The following is a 16,508-nucleotide window of genomic DNA, read 5'->3' on the forward strand; positions in this document are numbered from 1 at the left end:
TTAAATTCTAAACGTCCTTTGGGAGCTTCCATGAACAAGTCCTTGCTCAGCGCCTCGCTCATTGCCCTCGCGCTTGCAGCCCCTGTTGCTCACGCCCACCAGGCGGGCGATTTCATTCTGCGTGCCGGTGCGATCACCACCGCACCGAACGAAGACAGCGGCGATATCAAGCTCGACGGCACCAAGGTTGGCGGCACCAAGGCCACCCTGGACAGCGACACCCAGCTGGGCCTGGCCTTTGCCTACATGCTGACCGACCACATCGGCCTGGAACTGCTGGCAGCCACCCCGTTCCAGCACGAAGTGGGCGTCAAGGGCCTGGGCGCGGGCCTGGACGGCAAGCTGGCGAACATCAAGCAACTGCCACCGACCCTGTCGCTGCAGTACTACCCGATGGAGCCGACCTCCAAGTTCCAGCCTTACGCCGGTATCGGTCTGAACTACACCCTGTTCTTCGATGAAGACCTGAGCAGCAGCCGCAAGGCCCAGGGCTTCAGCAACATGAAGCTCAAGGACTCGGTCGGCCTGGCCGGCCAACTGGGCATGGACTACATGCTGACCGACAACCTGCTGGTCAACGCCGCGGTCTGGTACGTGGACATCGACACCAAGGCCACCATCGACGGCCCAAGCGCGCTGGGCGTGGGCAAGACCAAGGTGAGCGTGGATGTGGACCCATGGGTCTACATGGTGGGTGTGGGTTACAAGTTCTGACCATGAAAAAGCCCCGATCATTCGGGGCTTTTTTTTGGCTGCGATTCCCGCCAGGAAAATACCGCCTGCAGGAGCCGGCGTTGCCGGCGAAGCTTTTTACGTTCAGCGCCCCAGCAGGTGCGCCAACCCATCGGCCAGTGGCGTCGGCTCGGGCAGGTCGAAGCGCGCCAGCAGCCGCGCATTGTCGGCCCGCGAATGACGGATATCACCCGCGCGCGCCGGCCCGTGATTGACCTCGGGCAACGGCCCTACCACCTTGCGCAGTGCCTCGAGCAACTGGTTCAGCGTGGTGGCGCGGTTCAGCCCCACGTTCACCGCGCCCTCCTGCACCTGCGCCTGTTCCAGCGCCTGCACCAGCACCGCCACCAGGTCGGCCACATACAGGAAGTCACGGGTCTGCTCGCCATCGCCAAACAGGTTGATCGGCGTGCCGTTGAGGGCGCGCTCGCAGAAGATGCTGATCACTCCCGAATACGGCGACGACGGGTCCTGGCGTGGCCCGAAGATATTGAAGAAGCGGAACACCACCGGCTCCAGCCCATGCTGGCGACGATAGAAGTCCAGATACTGCTCGCTGGCCAGCTTGTCCACCGCATAGGGGGTCAGCGGCGCCTTGGGCGTGTCCTCGTCGATGGCCTGGCCTTCACCGTTGTTGCCGTACACCGCGGCGCTGGAGGCAAACAGCACGCGCTTGATGCCGGCCACACGCATCGCTTCGCACACGTTCAGCGTGCCGATGAAGTTGCTCTGGTGGGTCCTGACCGGGTCTTCCACAGAGGCCTGCACCGAGGCCACCGCCGCCAGGTGCACCACGGCCTGGCAGCCCTCGGCGGCCCGGGCCACCAGGGCGGCATCGGCCACGTCGCCCTCGATCAGTTGCAGGCGCGGGTTGTCCAGCTGCAGGTTCAGGCGCCGGCCGGTAGACAGGTCGTCGAGCACGCGCACTGCGTACCCCTTGGCCAGCAGCGCGTCGCTCAGGTGGGAGCCGATGAAGCCGGCCCCCCCGGTAATCAGGATAGGAGCATCAGCCATGACGATAGAACCGGTCCAGTAGGGTCGGCAGGCCGGCGCGCCAGGCACGCGGCTTGATGCCGAAGGTGTGGAGGATTTTCTTGCAGGCCAGCACTGCGTGCTGGGGTTCTTCGGCAGCATCCGGGCGGGCGGCGTGGGCCTGCGCAGTGGGCGCTTCGACGGCCAGCTGACGCAGTTGCCCGGCTTCGCTGAGGATCGCCTGACCCAGCGCCAGCGGCGTGGTCGCCTCGTTGCCGGCGTAATGGTAGGTGCCCCACAGTGGCGCGCCACAGTCCAGTTGCTTGAGCACCGCCAGGATCACCCGCGCTGCATCGTCGACCGGGGTCGGGTTGCCACGCCGGTCGTCGGCCAGCAGCAGTTCCTGCGAGTGCTCGGCGCGGGTCAGAAAACGCCCCAGCACGCCGTCGACGCTGTCGTCGAGCACCCAGCCAAAGCGCAGCAGCACGTGCTGCGGGCAGGTCGCGCGCACGCTCTGTTCGATGCGCCACAACGCCTGGCCACGTTGGCCGAGCGGTACCGGCTCGTCCTTTTCGCTGTAGGCCGTGGCCCGCGAACCGTCGAATACCCGGTAGCTGGAGGGTTGCAGCAAGATGATGTTGTGGTGCTGGCACAGTTCGGCCAGGCGCTCGACCGCACGCTCCTGCGAAGCCAGGCGCTGCTCGCTCACCGATTCGGCCTGGAACCAGTCGAAGTAGTAGGCCAGATTGATCAGCGCATCGGGGCGGGTGTCATCGAGCAGCTGGGTCAGGCTCGCGGCATCCCAGCCCTGGTCAGGTGGGCGCGGCGCCAGAAAGCCGATATCTTCCTCGGCCCCGAGGCGAATCAGCGCTTGCCCAAGGGCATTTCCACCACCCAACAGCATCAGGCGCATTCGCATAGAGTCAGCAGGTCCGGTCAGATAAATTGAGGGAAAGCGGATATTTTGCGGCTTCCAGCAAGCGAAGTCCAACGCGGGGCCGACTGACGCCAAAGTCTAGAGTGTGTCAGCGCAAAGTGTGACGGGTTCAACGTAGTTCAAGAAATAACCTGCGCGCCCACCAGAAATGCCCGACTGCATCTACTGTAAAAGCGTCAGCCTCGCTGGTTCATGTCGACTTGTCGACCCTTCACCCCGGGCAAGAGGACCGCTTCATGCCGATCAAGACGGCCGCACACGGACGTGAGCGTTGGCAATTCGACGAACCCAGCCCGGGCCGCGAGTGCCTGGTGGTCGAAACGTTCGACGGCTACAGCCAGGAAGGTCGCCTTCTGATCCCCGATATCGAGCACGCGCCGCCGCTGTTCATGCTCGGCGGCGCACGCAGCGACTTCACCCACCTCAACCCGCTGCTGTACCGCCTGCAGGCCCTGGGCATCGGCTCGCTGACCGGCAACCTGTCGGGGCACAGCCTGGCCAGCCTGCCGGGGGCCCGGGCGCCCTCGCTGCACACCAACCTGGCCGAGGCGCTGCGCTTCTTTCGCCACGTCGAGCATCGCTGCAACACCGTGATAGGCCACAGCCTGGGCGCAGCGCTGGCGCTGAAAGTGGCAGCGCACCATGCACGCCAGGTGAACAAGCTGGTGCTGCTGTGCCCGGCGGTCTATGCCGACAGCGCCTACGATGCACCCTTCGGCCCGGCCTTCACCCGCGCCATCAGCACCCCGCACGGGTTTCTCGACAGCGACAGCTACAAGTTCCTGCGCAGCTATCGCGGCCAGGTGCTGCTGGTGCTGGGACAATACGATGGCCTGCTGGCCGCCCACCATGGGCGAACCCCGGGCACGTCGGCAGGCCATGTGGAAATCGACGGCATGCTGCGCTACAGCCCGATCCCGGCCGAAGTCATCCAGGCGCTGAGCGACACCCTACCCCCCGGGCATTTCGAACAGCTGACCCTGCCCGACTGCGACCACGGCATCGCCGCACACCTGCGCGCCCATCCGCCACAGGCCGGGGCCCTGGCGCAGCAGGTGGCGGCATTCATTCGCCGCTGAGCACGGCGCCCTTCACTCGATCTCGAACAGGCCGTTGCGAATCGGCCCGACGTTGAGCCGTGCGCGCACATCGTCATCGATGCGCGGGTCATCCGGGCGGTACAGCCGGACCTGGCGGTAGGCATTGATGCGGTTGATTTCCGGGCCCAGGTATTCCCACACCACGCGGGTACACGCCGGAGTGCGCCGGTCACCGCTGGAGACGCCGGTCTTGAGGCCGTTGAGCCGGGTGATGCGGCTCTTGAAGCTGGGAATCAGGATGGTCTGGCTCATCTCGTTGACCGTCAGCGATTCGTAGTCGATCAGAAACACCCGGTCCTGCAACTGAAAGGCCGCGCCCAGGTAACGGCAGCGCACCCAGTCTTCGGCCTGCACGTCGGTGCTGCTGGAGCGCTCCTGGCGTTCCTGGCGCTCGAACAGGAACGTGCCGCGTTCTTCGCGCAGGTGCACCAGCGACAGCAGGATGCTGCCCGGCACCGACATGCAGTTGGAATATTCGAAGTAGTAGCCGCAGTAACGCGACAGATTGCCCTCGTGCTCGCGCAGCGGGCGCAGCAGTTCCAGCAACGGGTCGGCCTGGGCCGGGCTGGCAAGCGCCGAGCTGCGCGCACCGATCAGGCGCGCGAACTGTTCCGGCGGCAGGCCCAGTTCGTAGTCCTCGACGCCGAAGAAGTCGCCGATGCGCTTGAGGTTGTACGCCGTCGGCTGGCTCTGCCCGCTCAGGTACTTGTTGAACTGCGCCCGGTTGATCGACAGCTGCCGGCAAACCTCGGAAATAGAGCGGTAATGGCTGCACGCCAGCTTGAGGTTGGGGCCCAGGTGTTGACTCATTGATCAGGTACCGATTGATGCGATAGGCGCCAGTTTAGCATCAGGTCGCATCAACTCAGAGCAACCCGCGAAATTGTAACGACGTTTGTCATGACCAACCATGCGCCCCCAGGCAAACGGCGCACGCCGTCAGCCACTGTCATTCAGAACAAGAACCGAGGTCACGCCATGCTCGAAGTGCTCAACGATTTCCTTTCGGGGAAGCTCCTTATCGTGCTTATCGTCGGACTGGGAAGCTATTTCACCCTGCGCTCGCGATTTGTGCAGTTTCGCCATTTCATCCACATGTTCGGCGTATTCAAGGAATCGTTGCGCGGCCAGGCGGGCCAGTTGAGTTCGTTCCAGGCACTGATGCTGAGCCTGGCCGGGCGCGTGGGTGCCGGCAACATCGCCGGCGTCGGTATCGCCGTGACCCTGGGTGGCCCGGGCGCGGTGTTCTGGATGTGGGTGACGGCGCTGGTGGGCATGTCCAGCAGCTTCTTCGAATGCACCCTGGCGCAGGTCTACAAGCGCGCCGACGGTGACGGCCTGTACCGCGGCGGCCCGGCCTACTACATCCTGCACGGCCTCAACCTGCGCACCATGGCAGTGGTGTTCTCGGTGTTGCTGCTGGTGACCTACGGCTTCGCCTTCAACGGCCTGCAGTCGTACACCGTGACCCACTCGCTGCAGAACGCCTTCGGCTTCGCCCCGGAGCACACCGGGATTGCCCTGGCCGTGCTGCTGGCCATCGTGTTCCTGGGCGGGATCAAGCGCATCGCCTCGGTGTCCGACCTGCTGGTGCCGGTCAAGACCCTGGCCTACATCGGCGTTACCCTGTACGTGATCGGCAGCCAGATCGAACACGTGCCGGCCATGCTCGAAACCATCTTCAAGAGCGCCTTCGGCCTGGACCCTGCCTTCGGCGGCCTGCTGGGCAGTGCCATCGTGATGGGCGTCAAGCGTGGCGTGTTCGCCAACGAAGCGGGCCTTGGCAGTGCGCCCAACGTGGCCGCCGTGGCGGCAGTGAAACACCCGGGCGCCCAGGGCGTGGTGCAGGCATTCAGCGTGTTCCTCGATACCTTCGTGATCTGCACCTGCACCGCGCTGCTGATTCTGCTGTCGGGCTTCTACACCCCGGGCTTCGAAGGTGACGGCATCGTGCTGACCCAGAACTCGCTGGCTGCCGTGGTCGGTGACTGGGGTCGCCTGTTCGTCAGCGTGGCGCTGTCGCTGTTCGTGTTCACCTGCATCCTCTACAACTACTACCTGGGCGAAAACAGCCTGCAGTTTCTGACCCGCAACCGTGCGGTGCTGATGGTCTACCGTGCCCTGGTGCTGGCGCTGATCGTGTGGGGCTCGGTGCAGAACCTGTCGACCGTGTTCGCCTTCGCCGACATCACCATGACGTGCCTGGCCTTCGTCAACCTGATCGCCCTGGCGCTGCTGTTCAAAATCGGCCTGCGCGTGATGCGCGACTACGACGACCAGCGCAAGGCAGGCATCAAGCAGCCGGTATTCGACTCGGCCAGGTTCCCCGACCTGGACCTGGACACCCAGGCCTGGCCTGCTGTCCAGCCCGCTGAAAGCGCACGCCCTGCCAGCGTGGGCGAAGTTCAAGCTCAAGCGCAACGCTGAGCAACCCTGTGCCGCCGCCCCGTTCGCGGGCGGCAGCCGATTCGCGATGCCCCTTTCTCACCTGCCTGGAATGCTCACCATGCGCGCGGTCAAGAACCTTCTCGTCCTCTACACCGGCGGCACCATCGGCATGCTGCAAACGCCCCATGGCCTGGCGCCGGCCGGTGGCTTCGAGGCACGCATGCGCGCCTGGCTGGACACGCACCCGACGCCACCCCGGGTGCACTGGCGCCTGCAGGAGATGTCACCGCTGCTCGACAGCGCCAACATGCAGCAGGCCAACTGGCTGGCCATGCAGGCGGCCATCGTCACAGCGGTGACGCGTGATGGCCACGACGGCATCCTGCTGCTGCACGGCACCGACACCCTGGCCTACAGCGCAGCAGCGTTGTCGTTCCTGCTGCTGGGGCTGGATGTGCCGGTTGTGTTCACCGGCTCGATGCTGCCGGCCGGCGCACCGCACAGCGACGCCTGGGACAACCTGCACGGCGCCCTGGCCCTGTTCGAAAGCGGCCTGCAAAGCGGCGTGCAGCTGTATTTCGCAGGCCAGCTGCTGCACGGCGCACGGGCCAGCAAACTGCGCAGCGAGGCCTTCGATGCGTTTGCCGCGCCGGCGCGCCACCGCGAAGGCAGCCGCGCCAGCGCGTTGCCCGCGGTACTCGGCTATGCCCAACCGCGGGTGCCGGTGAAACTGGCGGTGCTGCCGGTGTACCCCGGCTTGCAGGCCGAGCAGGTACAGGCACTGGTAGTGAGCGGCGTGCGCGGCCTGCTGCTTGAATGCTATGGCAGCGGCACCGGCCCATCGGAAGATGCAGCACTGATGCAGGCGTTGCAGAAGGCGCGCCAGGGTGGCGTGCTGATTGCCGCCATCAGCCAGTGCATCGAGGGCAGTGTGCTGTTCGATACCTACGCCGCCGGCAGCCGCCTGCGCGAGACCGGCCTGGTATCGGGCGGTGGCATGACCCGCGAGGCGGCGCTGGGCAAGCTGTTCGCCCTGCTGGGCGCGGGGCTGGACATCGACACCGCCGAGCACTGGTTCGCCCTGGACCTGTGCGGTGAACGGGTGGCCTGAGGCCCCGCGAAAAATGGCGGAAGGCAGCCGGAGTCGAACCTGCCCGGGAACGGCTGCCGTCCCCAACCGGGTTTGAAGCCCGGCCGCGCCACCGGGCGCGATTGCCTTCCTTGAATTCAGTTGTCGCCCGGTTGAGCCAGGGCATTGTCGCGGCGGATGCGGCGCTGGTCGCCCAGGCGCCGGGTCAGGCCGATGCGATCGAAGTATTCCAGCACCTGGATGCTGCGCTTGCGCCCGATACCCAGCGCATCACGAAAAACCGTCACCTGCACCTCATCACCCGCCATGCGCAACAGCATAGCCGCCATTTGCCGCACTGTGGCCTCGGGATAGAACAGATCGCGCACCACCTGGTGCACCTGGCCCAGACGCGCCATCTTGCGCAGCAGCAGCCGTACCTCGGCTTCTTCGCTGCCGGTGGCGCGGGCCAGGTCGCGCACCCAGGGCGGATCGAAACGCGCCGCCAGCAGCAACGGTTGCACCTGTTGCCAGAGCGCCGTGTCGGCCTCGTTCAGGCGCGCCTGGTGCGTGGGCAGGTGCAGCCACGGGCCGCTGCTGGCAATCGCCTGCTCGCCCAGCAACTCGTCCACCAGGCTGATGAACGCCGGCCGCTCCAGTGCCAGGCTGGCGAAACGGCGCAGGCGGTCGCGGTCAGGGCCGAGCTGGTCGGGTTCGAGCTCGTGAAAGCGCGCCAGTTGCGCCAGCACCCGGGCCTTGAGCGCCTGCCATTGCGTCGTGTCGAACAGCAGCGGCCCCTGCCGCGTGGCCACCACCTGCACCTGCGCATCCAGCCGCCAGTGGTTGCGCAAGCGATTGAACTGGCGCTCCAGGCGCTGCGGGTCGAGCCCGCCCGTGCCTTGCGCAAGCAGCGCCGGCAAGGCCTTTTCCAGGCTGTCGGCCGCCGCCAGTGCCTGCAGCTGCGCCAGCCGCTGCGGGCTGCGGCGCTGGCGGGCCGGGGCGAATGGATCGAGTACGCGCCCGCCGCCAAGGGTGCGCTGGGCACTCTGGTCGCGCAGCACCACGGAGTCGCCATGCACCGCCTGCACCGGCGCGTTGACCAGCAGCTGCGCGAACATGCGCGCCCCGGGCGCCAGCCGCTCGCCTTCCAGCAATGCGACGCGGGCGGTGACGTCCTGGGTGCCCAGGTGCAGGTGCACCGGGCTGAAATGCTCGAGTGCACGGGCTTCCCCGGCCAGCAGGTGCAGTTCGATATCCAGCCGCTGAGTAGGCGCATGCAGCCACTCGGCCAGCAGCCAGTCGCCGCGGTGGATATGCTCCAGCGCCAGCCGCTCGGCACTGATGTTCAGGGCCACGCGCTGCCCGGCGAAGGCCTGGGTCGCGACCTGGTTCTGCGCGTGCAGGCCGCGCACCCGCACCGGTTTGCCCGCCTTGCCCAGCACCAGGCTGTCGCCCACCTGAACCTGCCCGGACAACGCGGTGCCCGTGACCACGATACCGGCCCCGGCCACGCTGAAGGCCCGGTCGATGGCCAGGCGAAAAGCGCCACCCTGGCTACGCGGCTGCAGGGCGTGCTGCGCGGCGAGCAATGCCTGACGCAGTGCCTCGATACCCTGGCCGCTGACACTCGACACCGCGAACTGCGCCGCCCCGGCATACGGTCCCGGCGCAAGCAGCCCGCGCACCTGGGCCTGCACCGCCTGCACCCGCGCCGGCTCGACCCGGTCGCATTTGGTGATGGCCACCAGCGCCTGCGCGATGCCCAGCAGTTCGACGATGGCCAGGTGCTCGCGGGTCTGGGGCATCACCCCGTCGTCGGCCGCCACCACCAGCAGCACCAGGTCGATACCCTGGGCGCCGGCCAGCATGTTGTGGATAAACCGCTCGTGGCCCGGCACGTCGACAAAGCCGGTCAACGGCGCATCCGCCGCCAGCGCTGCATAACGGTAGCCAAGGTCGATGGTGATGCCGCGTTCGCGCTCTTCGCGCCGATGATCGCCAGCCTGGCCGGTGAGGGCTTCGAGCAGCGCGGTCTTGCCATGGTCGATGTGCCCGGCGGTGCCGACGATCACGTGGGCAGTACCGCCAGTTGCGCCAGCTGCGCCAGCCACGCGGGTTCGTCATCCAGCTGGCGCAGGTCGAGCCACAGCGCGTCGTCGTCCAGGCGCCCGAGCACCGGGATGGGCAACGCGCGCAAGGCCGCTTCCAGCGCCAGCAGGCTGCGCCCGCGCAGGCGCTTGGACACCTGTGGGCGCATGCACAGCGCAGCACTGGGCAGGCGTGCCACCGGCTGGCTGCCGCTGCCGATCATGCCCAGTGCAGGCAGAGCGGCAACGCTCCACGACGCGCCCAACGCCTGTGCCATGCGCGGCGCCAGGCGTTCGGCCTGGGCCAGGATCTCGGCTTGCGGCCGGGTCAGCAGGCGCAGGCTGGGCAGGCGCTCGGCCAGGCGGTCGGGGTCGCGGTACAGGCCCAGCACCGCTTCCAGCGCGGCGAGGGTCAGCTTGTCGACCCGCAGGGCACGCTTGAGCGGGTTCTTCTTGATGCGCGCGATCAGCGCCTTGCTGCCCACGATGATCCCGGCCTGCGGACCGCCGAGCAGCTTGTCGCCGCTGAAGGTGACGATATCGGCGCCATCGGCCAGGGCCTGGCGCACCGTGGGTTCGGCGGGCAGGCCCCAGCGTGTCAGGTCGAGCAGGCTGCCGCTGCCCAGGTCTTCGAGCAGCGGCAGGCCGTGCTGGTGGGCCAGCTGCGCCAGCTCGGCGGTGGGCACATGGCTGGTGAAGCCTTCAATGCTGTAGTTGCTGCAATGCACGCGCATCAGCAGGCCGCTGCGCGGGTTGATTGCCGCTTCGTAGTCGCGGGCGTGGGTGCGATTGGTGGTGCCCACCTCGTGCAGCCTGACCCCGGCGCGGGCCATGATGTCGGGGATGCGGAACGCACCACCGATCTCGATCAGTTCGCCGCGTGAAATGATGCCCTCCTTGCGCGCGCCCAGGCTGTTGAGCGCCAGCAGCACGGCGGCGGCATTGTTGTTGACCACGGTCACGGCCTCGGCGCCGGTGAGCTCGCGGATCAGGCCTTCGATCAGGTCGTCACGGTCGCCGCGCTTGCCGCTGTCCAGGTCGAACTCGAGGTTGAGGGGGTGGCGCGCGGCAAGCTGGACGGCCTCGATGGCGGCTTCGGGCAGCAGCGCGCGGCCCAGGTTGGTGTGCAGCACGGTGCCGGTGAGGTTGAACACCCGGCGGATATGGCTGCGGTGCCGGGCGGCGAGGCGTTCGTTGGTGCGGCCGGCGAGCACCTCGGGGGCCAGTTCGGCAGCGCCGAGCTGGCCGTGGCGGGTGGGCTCGCGCAGGTCATCGAGCAGTTGGCGCAAGGTGGCGAGCACGGCGTCGCGGCCGTAGCGGTCCACCAGGGGAACGCAGGCAGGGCTGCGCAGGAGGGTGTCGATGGAGGGTAGACGGTGGGTGCACTGAGTGACGTTGGAGGACATGCAAAAACGCTCCGGCCTATGTAGGAGCCGGCCTTGCCGGCGAATGGAACACCGCGCAGGGTCGGATCCCACAGTGTAGTGCGCCCTTCGCGCAAGGCCGGCCCTACAGGCCCGGGGCCAGCAACAGGTTCGGCGCCAGGCGCTGGTAGCCCTCCTGATCCAGGCGCATGTCCAGTGCCAGGCTGGCCAGGTCTGCCGACAGGGCCTCCGATTGCGCATCGCTTTCAAGGTAGACCAGCTTCAGGTAACTGTGGCATTCGGGGCAGCATTCGGCCCGCAACGGCGCCTGCCCGGCGACATGGCGGTCATCCTCCAGGCTGAAGTACTGCAAGCCCTTGCTTTGCTCGCAATACACGCACTTGACCCGCACTGCATGCCATTCACAGGCACACAACGCACACACCAGGTAGCGCAGGCCGTTGTACTTGCCGCGGTGGCGGATTACCCCCGCCATCGCCGGCGAACCACATGCCGGGCACTGCCCCAGGCTGTCGCCGGGCTTGAGTTCGACGCCGGGCATGGCCAGCAGCCAATGGCTCCACGCCGCCTGCAGCGCGGCCCCCAGAAACGGCACCAGCGCCGCCGGCACCGCGCTGTACTGCCCGCCCAGCAGTGCCAGCGCCCACACCATGCGCTGCCCTGCCCCGGCCTCGCGCAATTGCGTCTGGGCCTGATGCGCCAGCGGCGAAGACGCCTCGTAGCGTTGCAACAGGGCATCCAGCCAGCCCTGCCAGGCGCCCTCGCGCACCAGGCTGTCGGCGGCCAGTGGCGCCAGGCCGTGGGTCACGCACAGCTGCAGGCGCTGCGGGTCGGGCATGGCCGCTGCCGGCGGGTTGTCCAGCAACCCCTGCTGCACGCGGCACAACCCGGCCACGAAGCGCAGGTAGTCGCCCAGCGCATGCCCCTCGGCCAGCAGGTCGAGGCGTTCGGCACGCAGCGCAAACAGCTGGGGCGGTGGCGGGTGCAGAAACGGCGGCGAACTGGCCGACGCCTGGATCTGATCGGGTTCCATCACGGTACTCAAGGCTTGGCTCCTTTGTGCGTGTCGGGCCGCTCGTCCCGAGTGACCTCCCGGTACCATAGCGCATGGTGCTTGCGCGCCCACGCGCGGCTGACCCAGCCATGCAGCATGGCGCTGACCGAGCCCTTGATCCAGATGCCGGCATAGATGTGCACGATGATGCTCAGCACCAGCACGAAGCCGGCCAGGGCATGCAGCAGGGTGGCCAGGCGAATGGTGTCGATACCGAAGTACGCGCTGAAGTAGGCACGCCAGATCACCACGCCACTCACCAGCAGCACCAGCATGCACGCCAGCAGGGTCCAGAACAGCAGCTTCTGCCCGGCGTTGTACTTGCCCACCGGTGGTACGCCCTCCTCCTCGTTGCGGATCACCCGGTCGACCCGGCGCAGCCACTGCCGGTCGGTGGCGGTGATGAAGTTGGCCCGCCAGAAGCGCAGCACCAGCCCCAGGAACAGCACGAACATCAGCACGCCCATGAACGGGTGCAGGATGCGCGTCCACGGCCCGCCGCCGAACAGGTGGCTGAGCCAGAACAGCGCCGGGTGAAACAGCGCCAGCCCCGACAGTGCCGCCATGAAGAACAGGATCGCCACCAGCCAGTGGTTGGTGCGCTCGTTGGCGGTGTAACGCAGTATCGGCTTGTGCTTCATGGCCGTTGCTCCCCTGGTGCGGTGGGCTTGCCCGGGTCATACACATGCACCGACGGGTCGACCTGATGCACGCTGGTGTCAGGATGCTCGTCATCCTCTTCCTCGACCCGCTGCGGGCCGATGCGCACGTAGTGGAAGAACCCGGCCAGCACCGCCGCACCCATGGCCAGCAGCGCCAGCGGTTTGCTCACGCCCTTCCACAGCCCGACCAGCGGGCTGATCACCGGGTTGTCGGGCAGCCCCGCGTACACGCGCGGCGTGTCGGCGTGGTGCAGCACGTACATCACATGGGTGCCACCCACGCCGTCCGGGTCGTACAGGCCGGCATGCTCGAAGCCCCGCGACTTGAGGTCGACGATGCGTTCGGCGGCGTGCTCCTGCATGTCGGTCTTGCTGCCGAACACGATGGCGCCGGTGGGACAGGTCTTCACGCAGGCCGGCTCCAGCCCCACGGCCACGCGGTCGGAACACAGGGTGCACTTGTAGGCCTTGTGGTCCTTCTGCGAGATGCGCGGGATGTTGAACGGGCAGCCGGTGATGCAGTAGCCGCAGCCGATGCAGTGGTCCTGGTTGAAGTCGACGATGCCGTTGGCGTGCTTGATGATCGCCCCCGGGCTGGGACAGGCCTTGAGGCAGCCGGGGTCGGCGCAGTGCATGCAGCCGTCCTTGCGGATCAGCCACTCCAGGTTGCCGTCGGCGGTCTCGTGCTCGGTGAAGCGCATCAGCGTCCAGCTTTCAGCACTGAGGTCCTGCGGGTTGTCATAGGTGCCGTGGTTGTGACCCACCTCGTCGCGCAGCTCGTTCCATTCCGAACACGCCACCTGGCAGGCCTTGCAGCCGATGCACTTGGTGGTGTCGATCAGCTTGGCGACCTGCTCCTGCTGGCGCACCGAGGGGGGCAGCGTGGTGGTGGCCGAACGGGCAATGATGTCTTGGCTGGCCATCAGATTTTCTCCACGTTGACCAGGAACGACTTCGATTCCGGGGTCTGTGTATTGCCATCGCCGAGGAACGGCACCAGGGTGTTGGTCAGGTAGCCATGCCGCGTCAGCCCGGTGAAGCCCCAGTGCAGCGGGATACCGACCTGGTGCACGGTCTGGTTGTTGACCTGCAGCGGACGAATCCGCTTGGTGACGACCGCCACCGCCTCGATATGCCCACGCTTGCAGCTCACCCGCACCCGGTCGCCGGCCTGGATACCCTTCTGCTGCGCCAGCACTTCACCGATCTCGACGAACTGCTCGGGCTGGGCGATGGCGTTCAGGCGCGCATGCTTGCTCCAGAAGTGAAAGTGCTCGGTCAGCCGGTAGGTGGTGGCCGCGTAGGGGTAGTCCTTGGCCTGGCCGAGGGTGTCCCACACCGAGTCGAAGATGCGTCCGGCCGGGTTGCTGGTGGCCTTCTTGTTGGTGGGGTGCAGCGGGTTGATCCCGATCGGCGTCTCGAAGGGTTCGTAGTGCTCGGGGAACGGGCCTTCGGCCATCTTGTCGACGGCGAAGAACCGGGCCACCCCTTCGGGGTTCATGATGAACGGGTTCATGCCCGCCTCAGGGGGCACGTCGGCCTTGTAGTCCGGGGTGTCGGTGCCGGTCCAGGCCTTGCCGTTCCACCATACCAGGCGTTTTTTCGGGTCCCAGGGCTGGCCTTGCGGGGTGGCCGAGGCACGGTTGTAGAGGATTCGCCGGTTCATCGGCCAGGCCCAGGCCCAGCCCAGGTTCTGCTTCATGCCATACGGGTCGCTGTTGTCGCGCCGAGCCATCTGGTTGCCCTGCTCGGTCCAGCTGCCGCAGAAGATCCAGCAGCCGGACGCGGTACTGCCATCGTCCTTGAGCTGGGCGAACCCCGACAGTTGCTGGCCGCCCTTGAGCGCGGCGCCGGTGGCATCGACCTGATCGGTCACGGCCATGCCATTGAGCTCCCTGGCCAGCTCTTCGGGGGAGGGTTCATCGGCGACCTTGTACGGCCAGCTGAGGTTGAGCAGCGGTTCGGCAAACGCGCCACCCTCGGCGCGGTAGCGTTCACGCAGGCGCAGGAACAGGTCGCTCATGATGCGCACGTCGGTACGGGTTTCACCCGGGCCGTCGGCGCCCTTCCAGTGCCACTGCAGCCAACGGCTGCTGTTGACCAGCGAACCGTCCTCCTCGGCGAAGCAGGTGGTGGGCAGGCGGATGACCTCGGTGGCGATGTCGGCCGTGCTGACGTCGTTGTACGGCCCTGCGTTGCGCCAGAACTCCGAGGTTTCGGTGGCCAGCGGGTCCATCACCACCAGCCACTTGAGCTTGCTGAGCGCGGCAGTGACGCGGTTCTTGTCGGGCAGCGCGGCAATCGGGTTGAAGCCCTGGCACATGTAGCCGTGCACCTCGCCCCTGCCCATCATGTCGAACATCTTGAGCACGTCGTAGCCTGGGATGTCGAGCTTGGGCAGCCAATCGTAGCCCCAGTGGTTCTCGGCAGTGGCGTTGGCGCCATACCAGGCCTTCATCAGACTGACGTGGAACTTGCCGTAGTTCTGCCAGTACGACAGCTGCCCTGGGCGCAGCGGCTTGAGGGCGCGTTTGGCGATGTAGCCGTCGTAGTCCTGCTCGGCATCACCGGGCAGGGTCAGGTAGCCCGGCAAGGAGTTGGACAGCAGGCCCAGGTCGGTCAGGCCCTGGATGTTGGAGTGCCCGCGCAGGGCGTTGACCCCGCCACCCGGCATGCCGACGTTGCCCAGCAGCAGTTGCACCATCGCCGCGCTGCGGATGATCTGCGCGCCGATCGAATGCTGGGTCCAGCCCAGGGCATAGAGGATGGTCATGGTCTTGCCGGGTGTGGAGCAGGTGGCGATCTCTTCCCAGATCTTCTGCATGCTGGCCTGGGGCATGCCGCAGGTCATGCTGGCGAGCTCCGGGGTGTAGCGGCTGTAGTGCTGCTTCATCAGCTGGTAGACGCAGCGCGGGTCCTGCAGGGTCGGGTCGACCTTGGCGAAACCGTCTTCACCCAGTTCGTAGCCCCAGCCGGACTTGTCGGCATAGGTACGCTTGGCCGCATCGTAGCCACTGAACAGCCCGTCCTCGAAGCCGAAGCCGGCTTTGACGATGAACGACACGTCGGTGTAGTTGCGCACGTACTCGTGCTGGATCTGGTCAGTGCTGAGCAGATAGTTGATCAGGCCGCCCATGAAGGCGATGTCGCTGCCGGTGCGAATCGGCGCGTAGTAATCGGCCACCGAGGCGGTACGGGTAAACCGTGGGTCGACCACGATCAGCCGCGCCTGGTTGTGCGCCTTGGCTTCGGTCACCCATTTGAAACCGCACGGGTGCGCTTCTGCTGCGTTGCCGCCCATCACCAGGATCAGGTTCGCGTTGGCGATATCGGTCCAGTGATTGGTCATGGCACCACGGCCGTACGTCGGGGCAAGACTTGCCACCGTCGGGCCGTGTCAGACACGCGCCTGGTTGTCGAACCCCAGCATGCCCAAACTGCGAATGACCTTGTGGGTCAGGTAGCCGGCTTCGCTGGAAGCCGCCGAGGCCGCGAGGAACCCGGTGCTGAGCCAGCGGTTGACGGTCTGGCCCTGGGCGTTCTTCTCGATGAAGTTGGCGTCGCGGTCGGCCTTGACCAGCTCGGCCACTCGGTCCATGGCCTCATCCCAGCTGACGCGCGTCCACTCGTTGCTGCCCGGCTTGCGCACCTGCGGGTACTGCAGGCGGCTGGGGCTGTGGATAAAGTCCAGCAGGCCTGCACCTTTGGGGCACAGGGTGCCGCGGTTGACCGGGTGATCGGCGTCGCCTTCGACGTGGATGATGCTCTGCGCCACGTTCTTGCCCGCATCGCCCTGGCTGTACAGGATCAGGCCGCAGCCGACCGAGCAGTAGGGGCAGGTGTTGCGGGTTTCCTTGGTGCGGGCCAGCTTGAAGTGGCGTATCTGTTCGGCGAAGGCCGGCGCGGGGGCCATGCCCAGCGCCGCCAGGCTCGAACCTCCAAGGCCGATGGCGGCGACCTTGAAAAATTGCCGACGGTTGAGATCCATCGTGCACTCCTGATCAGGTGGTGGACGCGCGGAGCATTGCCGGCGTCTCGTGAACAGTCACGGTGGCGGCCACTGGGTGGTCGTCAATATTCACTCTAGCCAAGATCGGGCCAAGCACCATTAAAACGGATTAT

The 16,508-nt window shown here is 66.6% G+C and carries 13 protein-coding genes and 1 tRNA gene; 4 read left to right on the forward strand and 10 right to left on the reverse strand.

Annotated features, from left to right (window positions below; all coding sequences use genetic code 11):
* Positions 1–30 precede the first annotated feature (30 nt).
* Complete coding sequence (locus QMX96_RS17265) at positions 31–714, forward strand: OmpW family outer membrane protein (protein ID WP_043861904.1); 684 nt, start codon at positions 31–33, stop codon at positions 712–714.
* Positions 715–816: 102 nt separating this feature from the next.
* Here the strand turns inward: QMX96_RS17265 and QMX96_RS17270 are convergent, their stop codons facing one another.
* Entirely contained in the window at positions 817–1,746 is a 930-nt protein-coding gene (locus tag QMX96_RS17270) for an NAD-dependent epimerase/dehydratase family protein (RefSeq protein WP_058541922.1), read from the reverse strand.
* On the reverse strand, positions 1,739–2,623 hold the full coding sequence (locus QMX96_RS17275; protein ID WP_043861906.1) for a sugar nucleotide-binding protein: 885 nt from the start codon (positions 2,621–2,623) through the stop codon (positions 1,739–1,741). The genes QMX96_RS17270 and QMX96_RS17275 overlap by 8 nt, the downstream gene beginning before the upstream one ends.
* 254 nt (positions 2,624–2,877) lie before the next feature.
* Here QMX96_RS17275 and QMX96_RS17280 point away from each other — a divergent pair, with 254 nt between their 5' ends.
* Positions 2,878–3,720: an alpha/beta hydrolase gene (locus QMX96_RS17280; RefSeq protein WP_054916428.1), complete on the forward strand. Its 843-nt coding sequence runs from the start codon at positions 2,878–2,880 to the stop codon at positions 3,718–3,720.
* A 12-nt stretch (positions 3,721–3,732) separates the two neighbouring features.
* On the opposite strand, the gene QMX96_RS17285 is transcribed toward QMX96_RS17280, so the two are convergent.
* Complete coding sequence (locus tag QMX96_RS17285) at positions 3,733–4,551, reverse strand: helix-turn-helix transcriptional regulator (protein WP_043861908.1); 819 nt, start codon at positions 4,549–4,551, stop codon at positions 3,733–3,735.
* A 168-nt stretch (positions 4,552–4,719) separates the two neighbouring features.
* On the opposite strand from QMX96_RS17285, the gene QMX96_RS17290 reads away from it, so the two are divergent.
* Together QMX96_RS17290 and QMX96_RS17295 are read left to right on the forward strand one after the other, a co-directional pair.
* Entirely contained in the window at positions 4,720–6,168 is a 1,449-nt protein-coding gene (locus QMX96_RS17290; protein ID WP_282362088.1) for an alanine/glycine:cation symporter family protein, read from the forward strand.
* Between the two features lie 79 nt (positions 6,169–6,247).
* Entirely contained in the window at positions 6,248–7,240 is a 993-nt protein-coding gene (locus QMX96_RS17295; protein ID WP_282362090.1) for an asparaginase, read from the forward strand.
* Positions 7,241–7,254: 14 nt separating this feature from the next.
* Here the strand turns inward: QMX96_RS17295 and QMX96_RS17300 are convergent.
* From QMX96_RS17300 to fdnG, 7 genes are all read right to left on the reverse strand, one after another.
* A tRNA-Sec gene (locus QMX96_RS17300) sits at positions 7,255–7,350 on the reverse strand.
* 6 nt (positions 7,351–7,356) lie between these two features.
* Positions 7,357–9,270: a selenocysteine-specific translation elongation factor gene (gene selB, locus QMX96_RS17305; RefSeq protein ID WP_196932675.1), complete on the reverse strand. Its 1,914-nt coding sequence runs from the start codon at positions 9,268–9,270 to the stop codon at positions 7,357–7,359.
* Positions 9,267–10,691: an L-seryl-tRNA(Sec) selenium transferase gene (gene selA, locus QMX96_RS17310; protein WP_282362092.1), complete on the reverse strand. Its 1,425-nt coding sequence runs from the start codon at positions 10,689–10,691 to the stop codon at positions 9,267–9,269. The genes selB and selA overlap by 4 nt, the downstream gene beginning before the upstream one ends.
* A gap of 103 nt (positions 10,692–10,794) precedes the next feature.
* Positions 10,795–11,715 carry a formate dehydrogenase accessory protein FdhE gene (gene fdhE / locus QMX96_RS17315; RefSeq protein WP_210014652.1) on the reverse strand — a complete coding sequence of 307 codons (921 nt, stop codon included), beginning with the start codon at positions 11,713–11,715 and terminating at the stop codon, positions 10,795–10,797.
* Entirely contained in the window at positions 11,712–12,365 is a 654-nt protein-coding gene (locus tag QMX96_RS17320; protein ID WP_088514373.1) for a formate dehydrogenase subunit gamma, read from the reverse strand. Before QMX96_RS17320 ends, fdhE begins: the two co-directional genes overlap by 4 nt.
* Complete coding sequence (gene fdxH, locus QMX96_RS17325) at positions 12,362–13,309, reverse strand: formate dehydrogenase subunit beta (RefSeq protein ID WP_043861915.1); 948 nt, start codon at positions 13,307–13,309, stop codon at positions 12,362–12,364. Before fdxH ends, QMX96_RS17320 begins: the two co-directional genes overlap by 4 nt.
* A complete protein-coding gene (gene fdnG / locus QMX96_RS17330) occupies positions 13,309–16,374 on the reverse strand; it encodes a formate dehydrogenase-N subunit alpha (protein ID WP_282362095.1) in 3,066 nt (1,021 codons plus the stop codon). The genes fdxH and fdnG overlap by 1 nt, the downstream gene beginning before the upstream one ends.
* Between the last annotated feature and the right edge of the window lie 134 nt (positions 16,375–16,508).

Origin of the sequence: Pseudomonas sp. PS01300, from assembly GCF_029960155.1 — a bacterium.
In the GTDB taxonomy this organism is placed as follows: Bacteria; Pseudomonadota; Gammaproteobacteria; order Pseudomonadales; family Pseudomonadaceae; genus Aquipseudomonas; species Aquipseudomonas palmensis.

Coding starts and splice junctions, on each gene's coding strand:
- QMX96_RS17265 (WP_043861904.1), top strand. CDS start 31: ATGAACAAGTCCTTGCTCAGCGCCTCGCTCATTGCCCTCGCGCTTGCA.
- QMX96_RS17270 (WP_058541922.1), bottom strand. CDS start 1,746: ATGGCTGATGCTCCTATCCTGATTACCGGGGGGGCCGGCTTCATCGGC.
- QMX96_RS17275 (WP_043861906.1), bottom strand. CDS start 2,623: ATGCGAATGCGCCTGATGCTGTTGGGTGGTGGAAATGCCCTTGGGCAA.
- QMX96_RS17280 (WP_054916428.1), top strand. CDS start 2,878: ATGCCGATCAAGACGGCCGCACACGGACGTGAGCGTTGGCAATTCGAC.
- QMX96_RS17285 (WP_043861908.1), bottom strand. CDS start 4,551: ATGAGTCAACACCTGGGCCCCAACCTCAAGCTGGCGTGCAGCCATTAC.
- QMX96_RS17290 (WP_282362088.1), top strand. CDS start 4,720: ATGCTCGAAGTGCTCAACGATTTCCTTTCGGGGAAGCTCCTTATCGTG.
- QMX96_RS17295 (WP_282362090.1), top strand. CDS start 6,248: ATGCGCGCGGTCAAGAACCTTCTCGTCCTCTACACCGGCGGCACCATC.
- selA (WP_282362092.1), bottom strand. CDS start 10,691: ATGTCCTCCAACGTCACTCAGTGCACCCACCGTCTACCCTCCATCGAC.
- QMX96_RS17320 (WP_088514373.1), bottom strand. CDS start 12,365: ATGAAGCACAAGCCGATACTGCGTTACACCGCCAACGAGCGCACCAAC.
- fdxH (WP_043861915.1), bottom strand. CDS start 13,309: ATGGCCAGCCAAGACATCATTGCCCGTTCGGCCACCACCACGCTGCCC.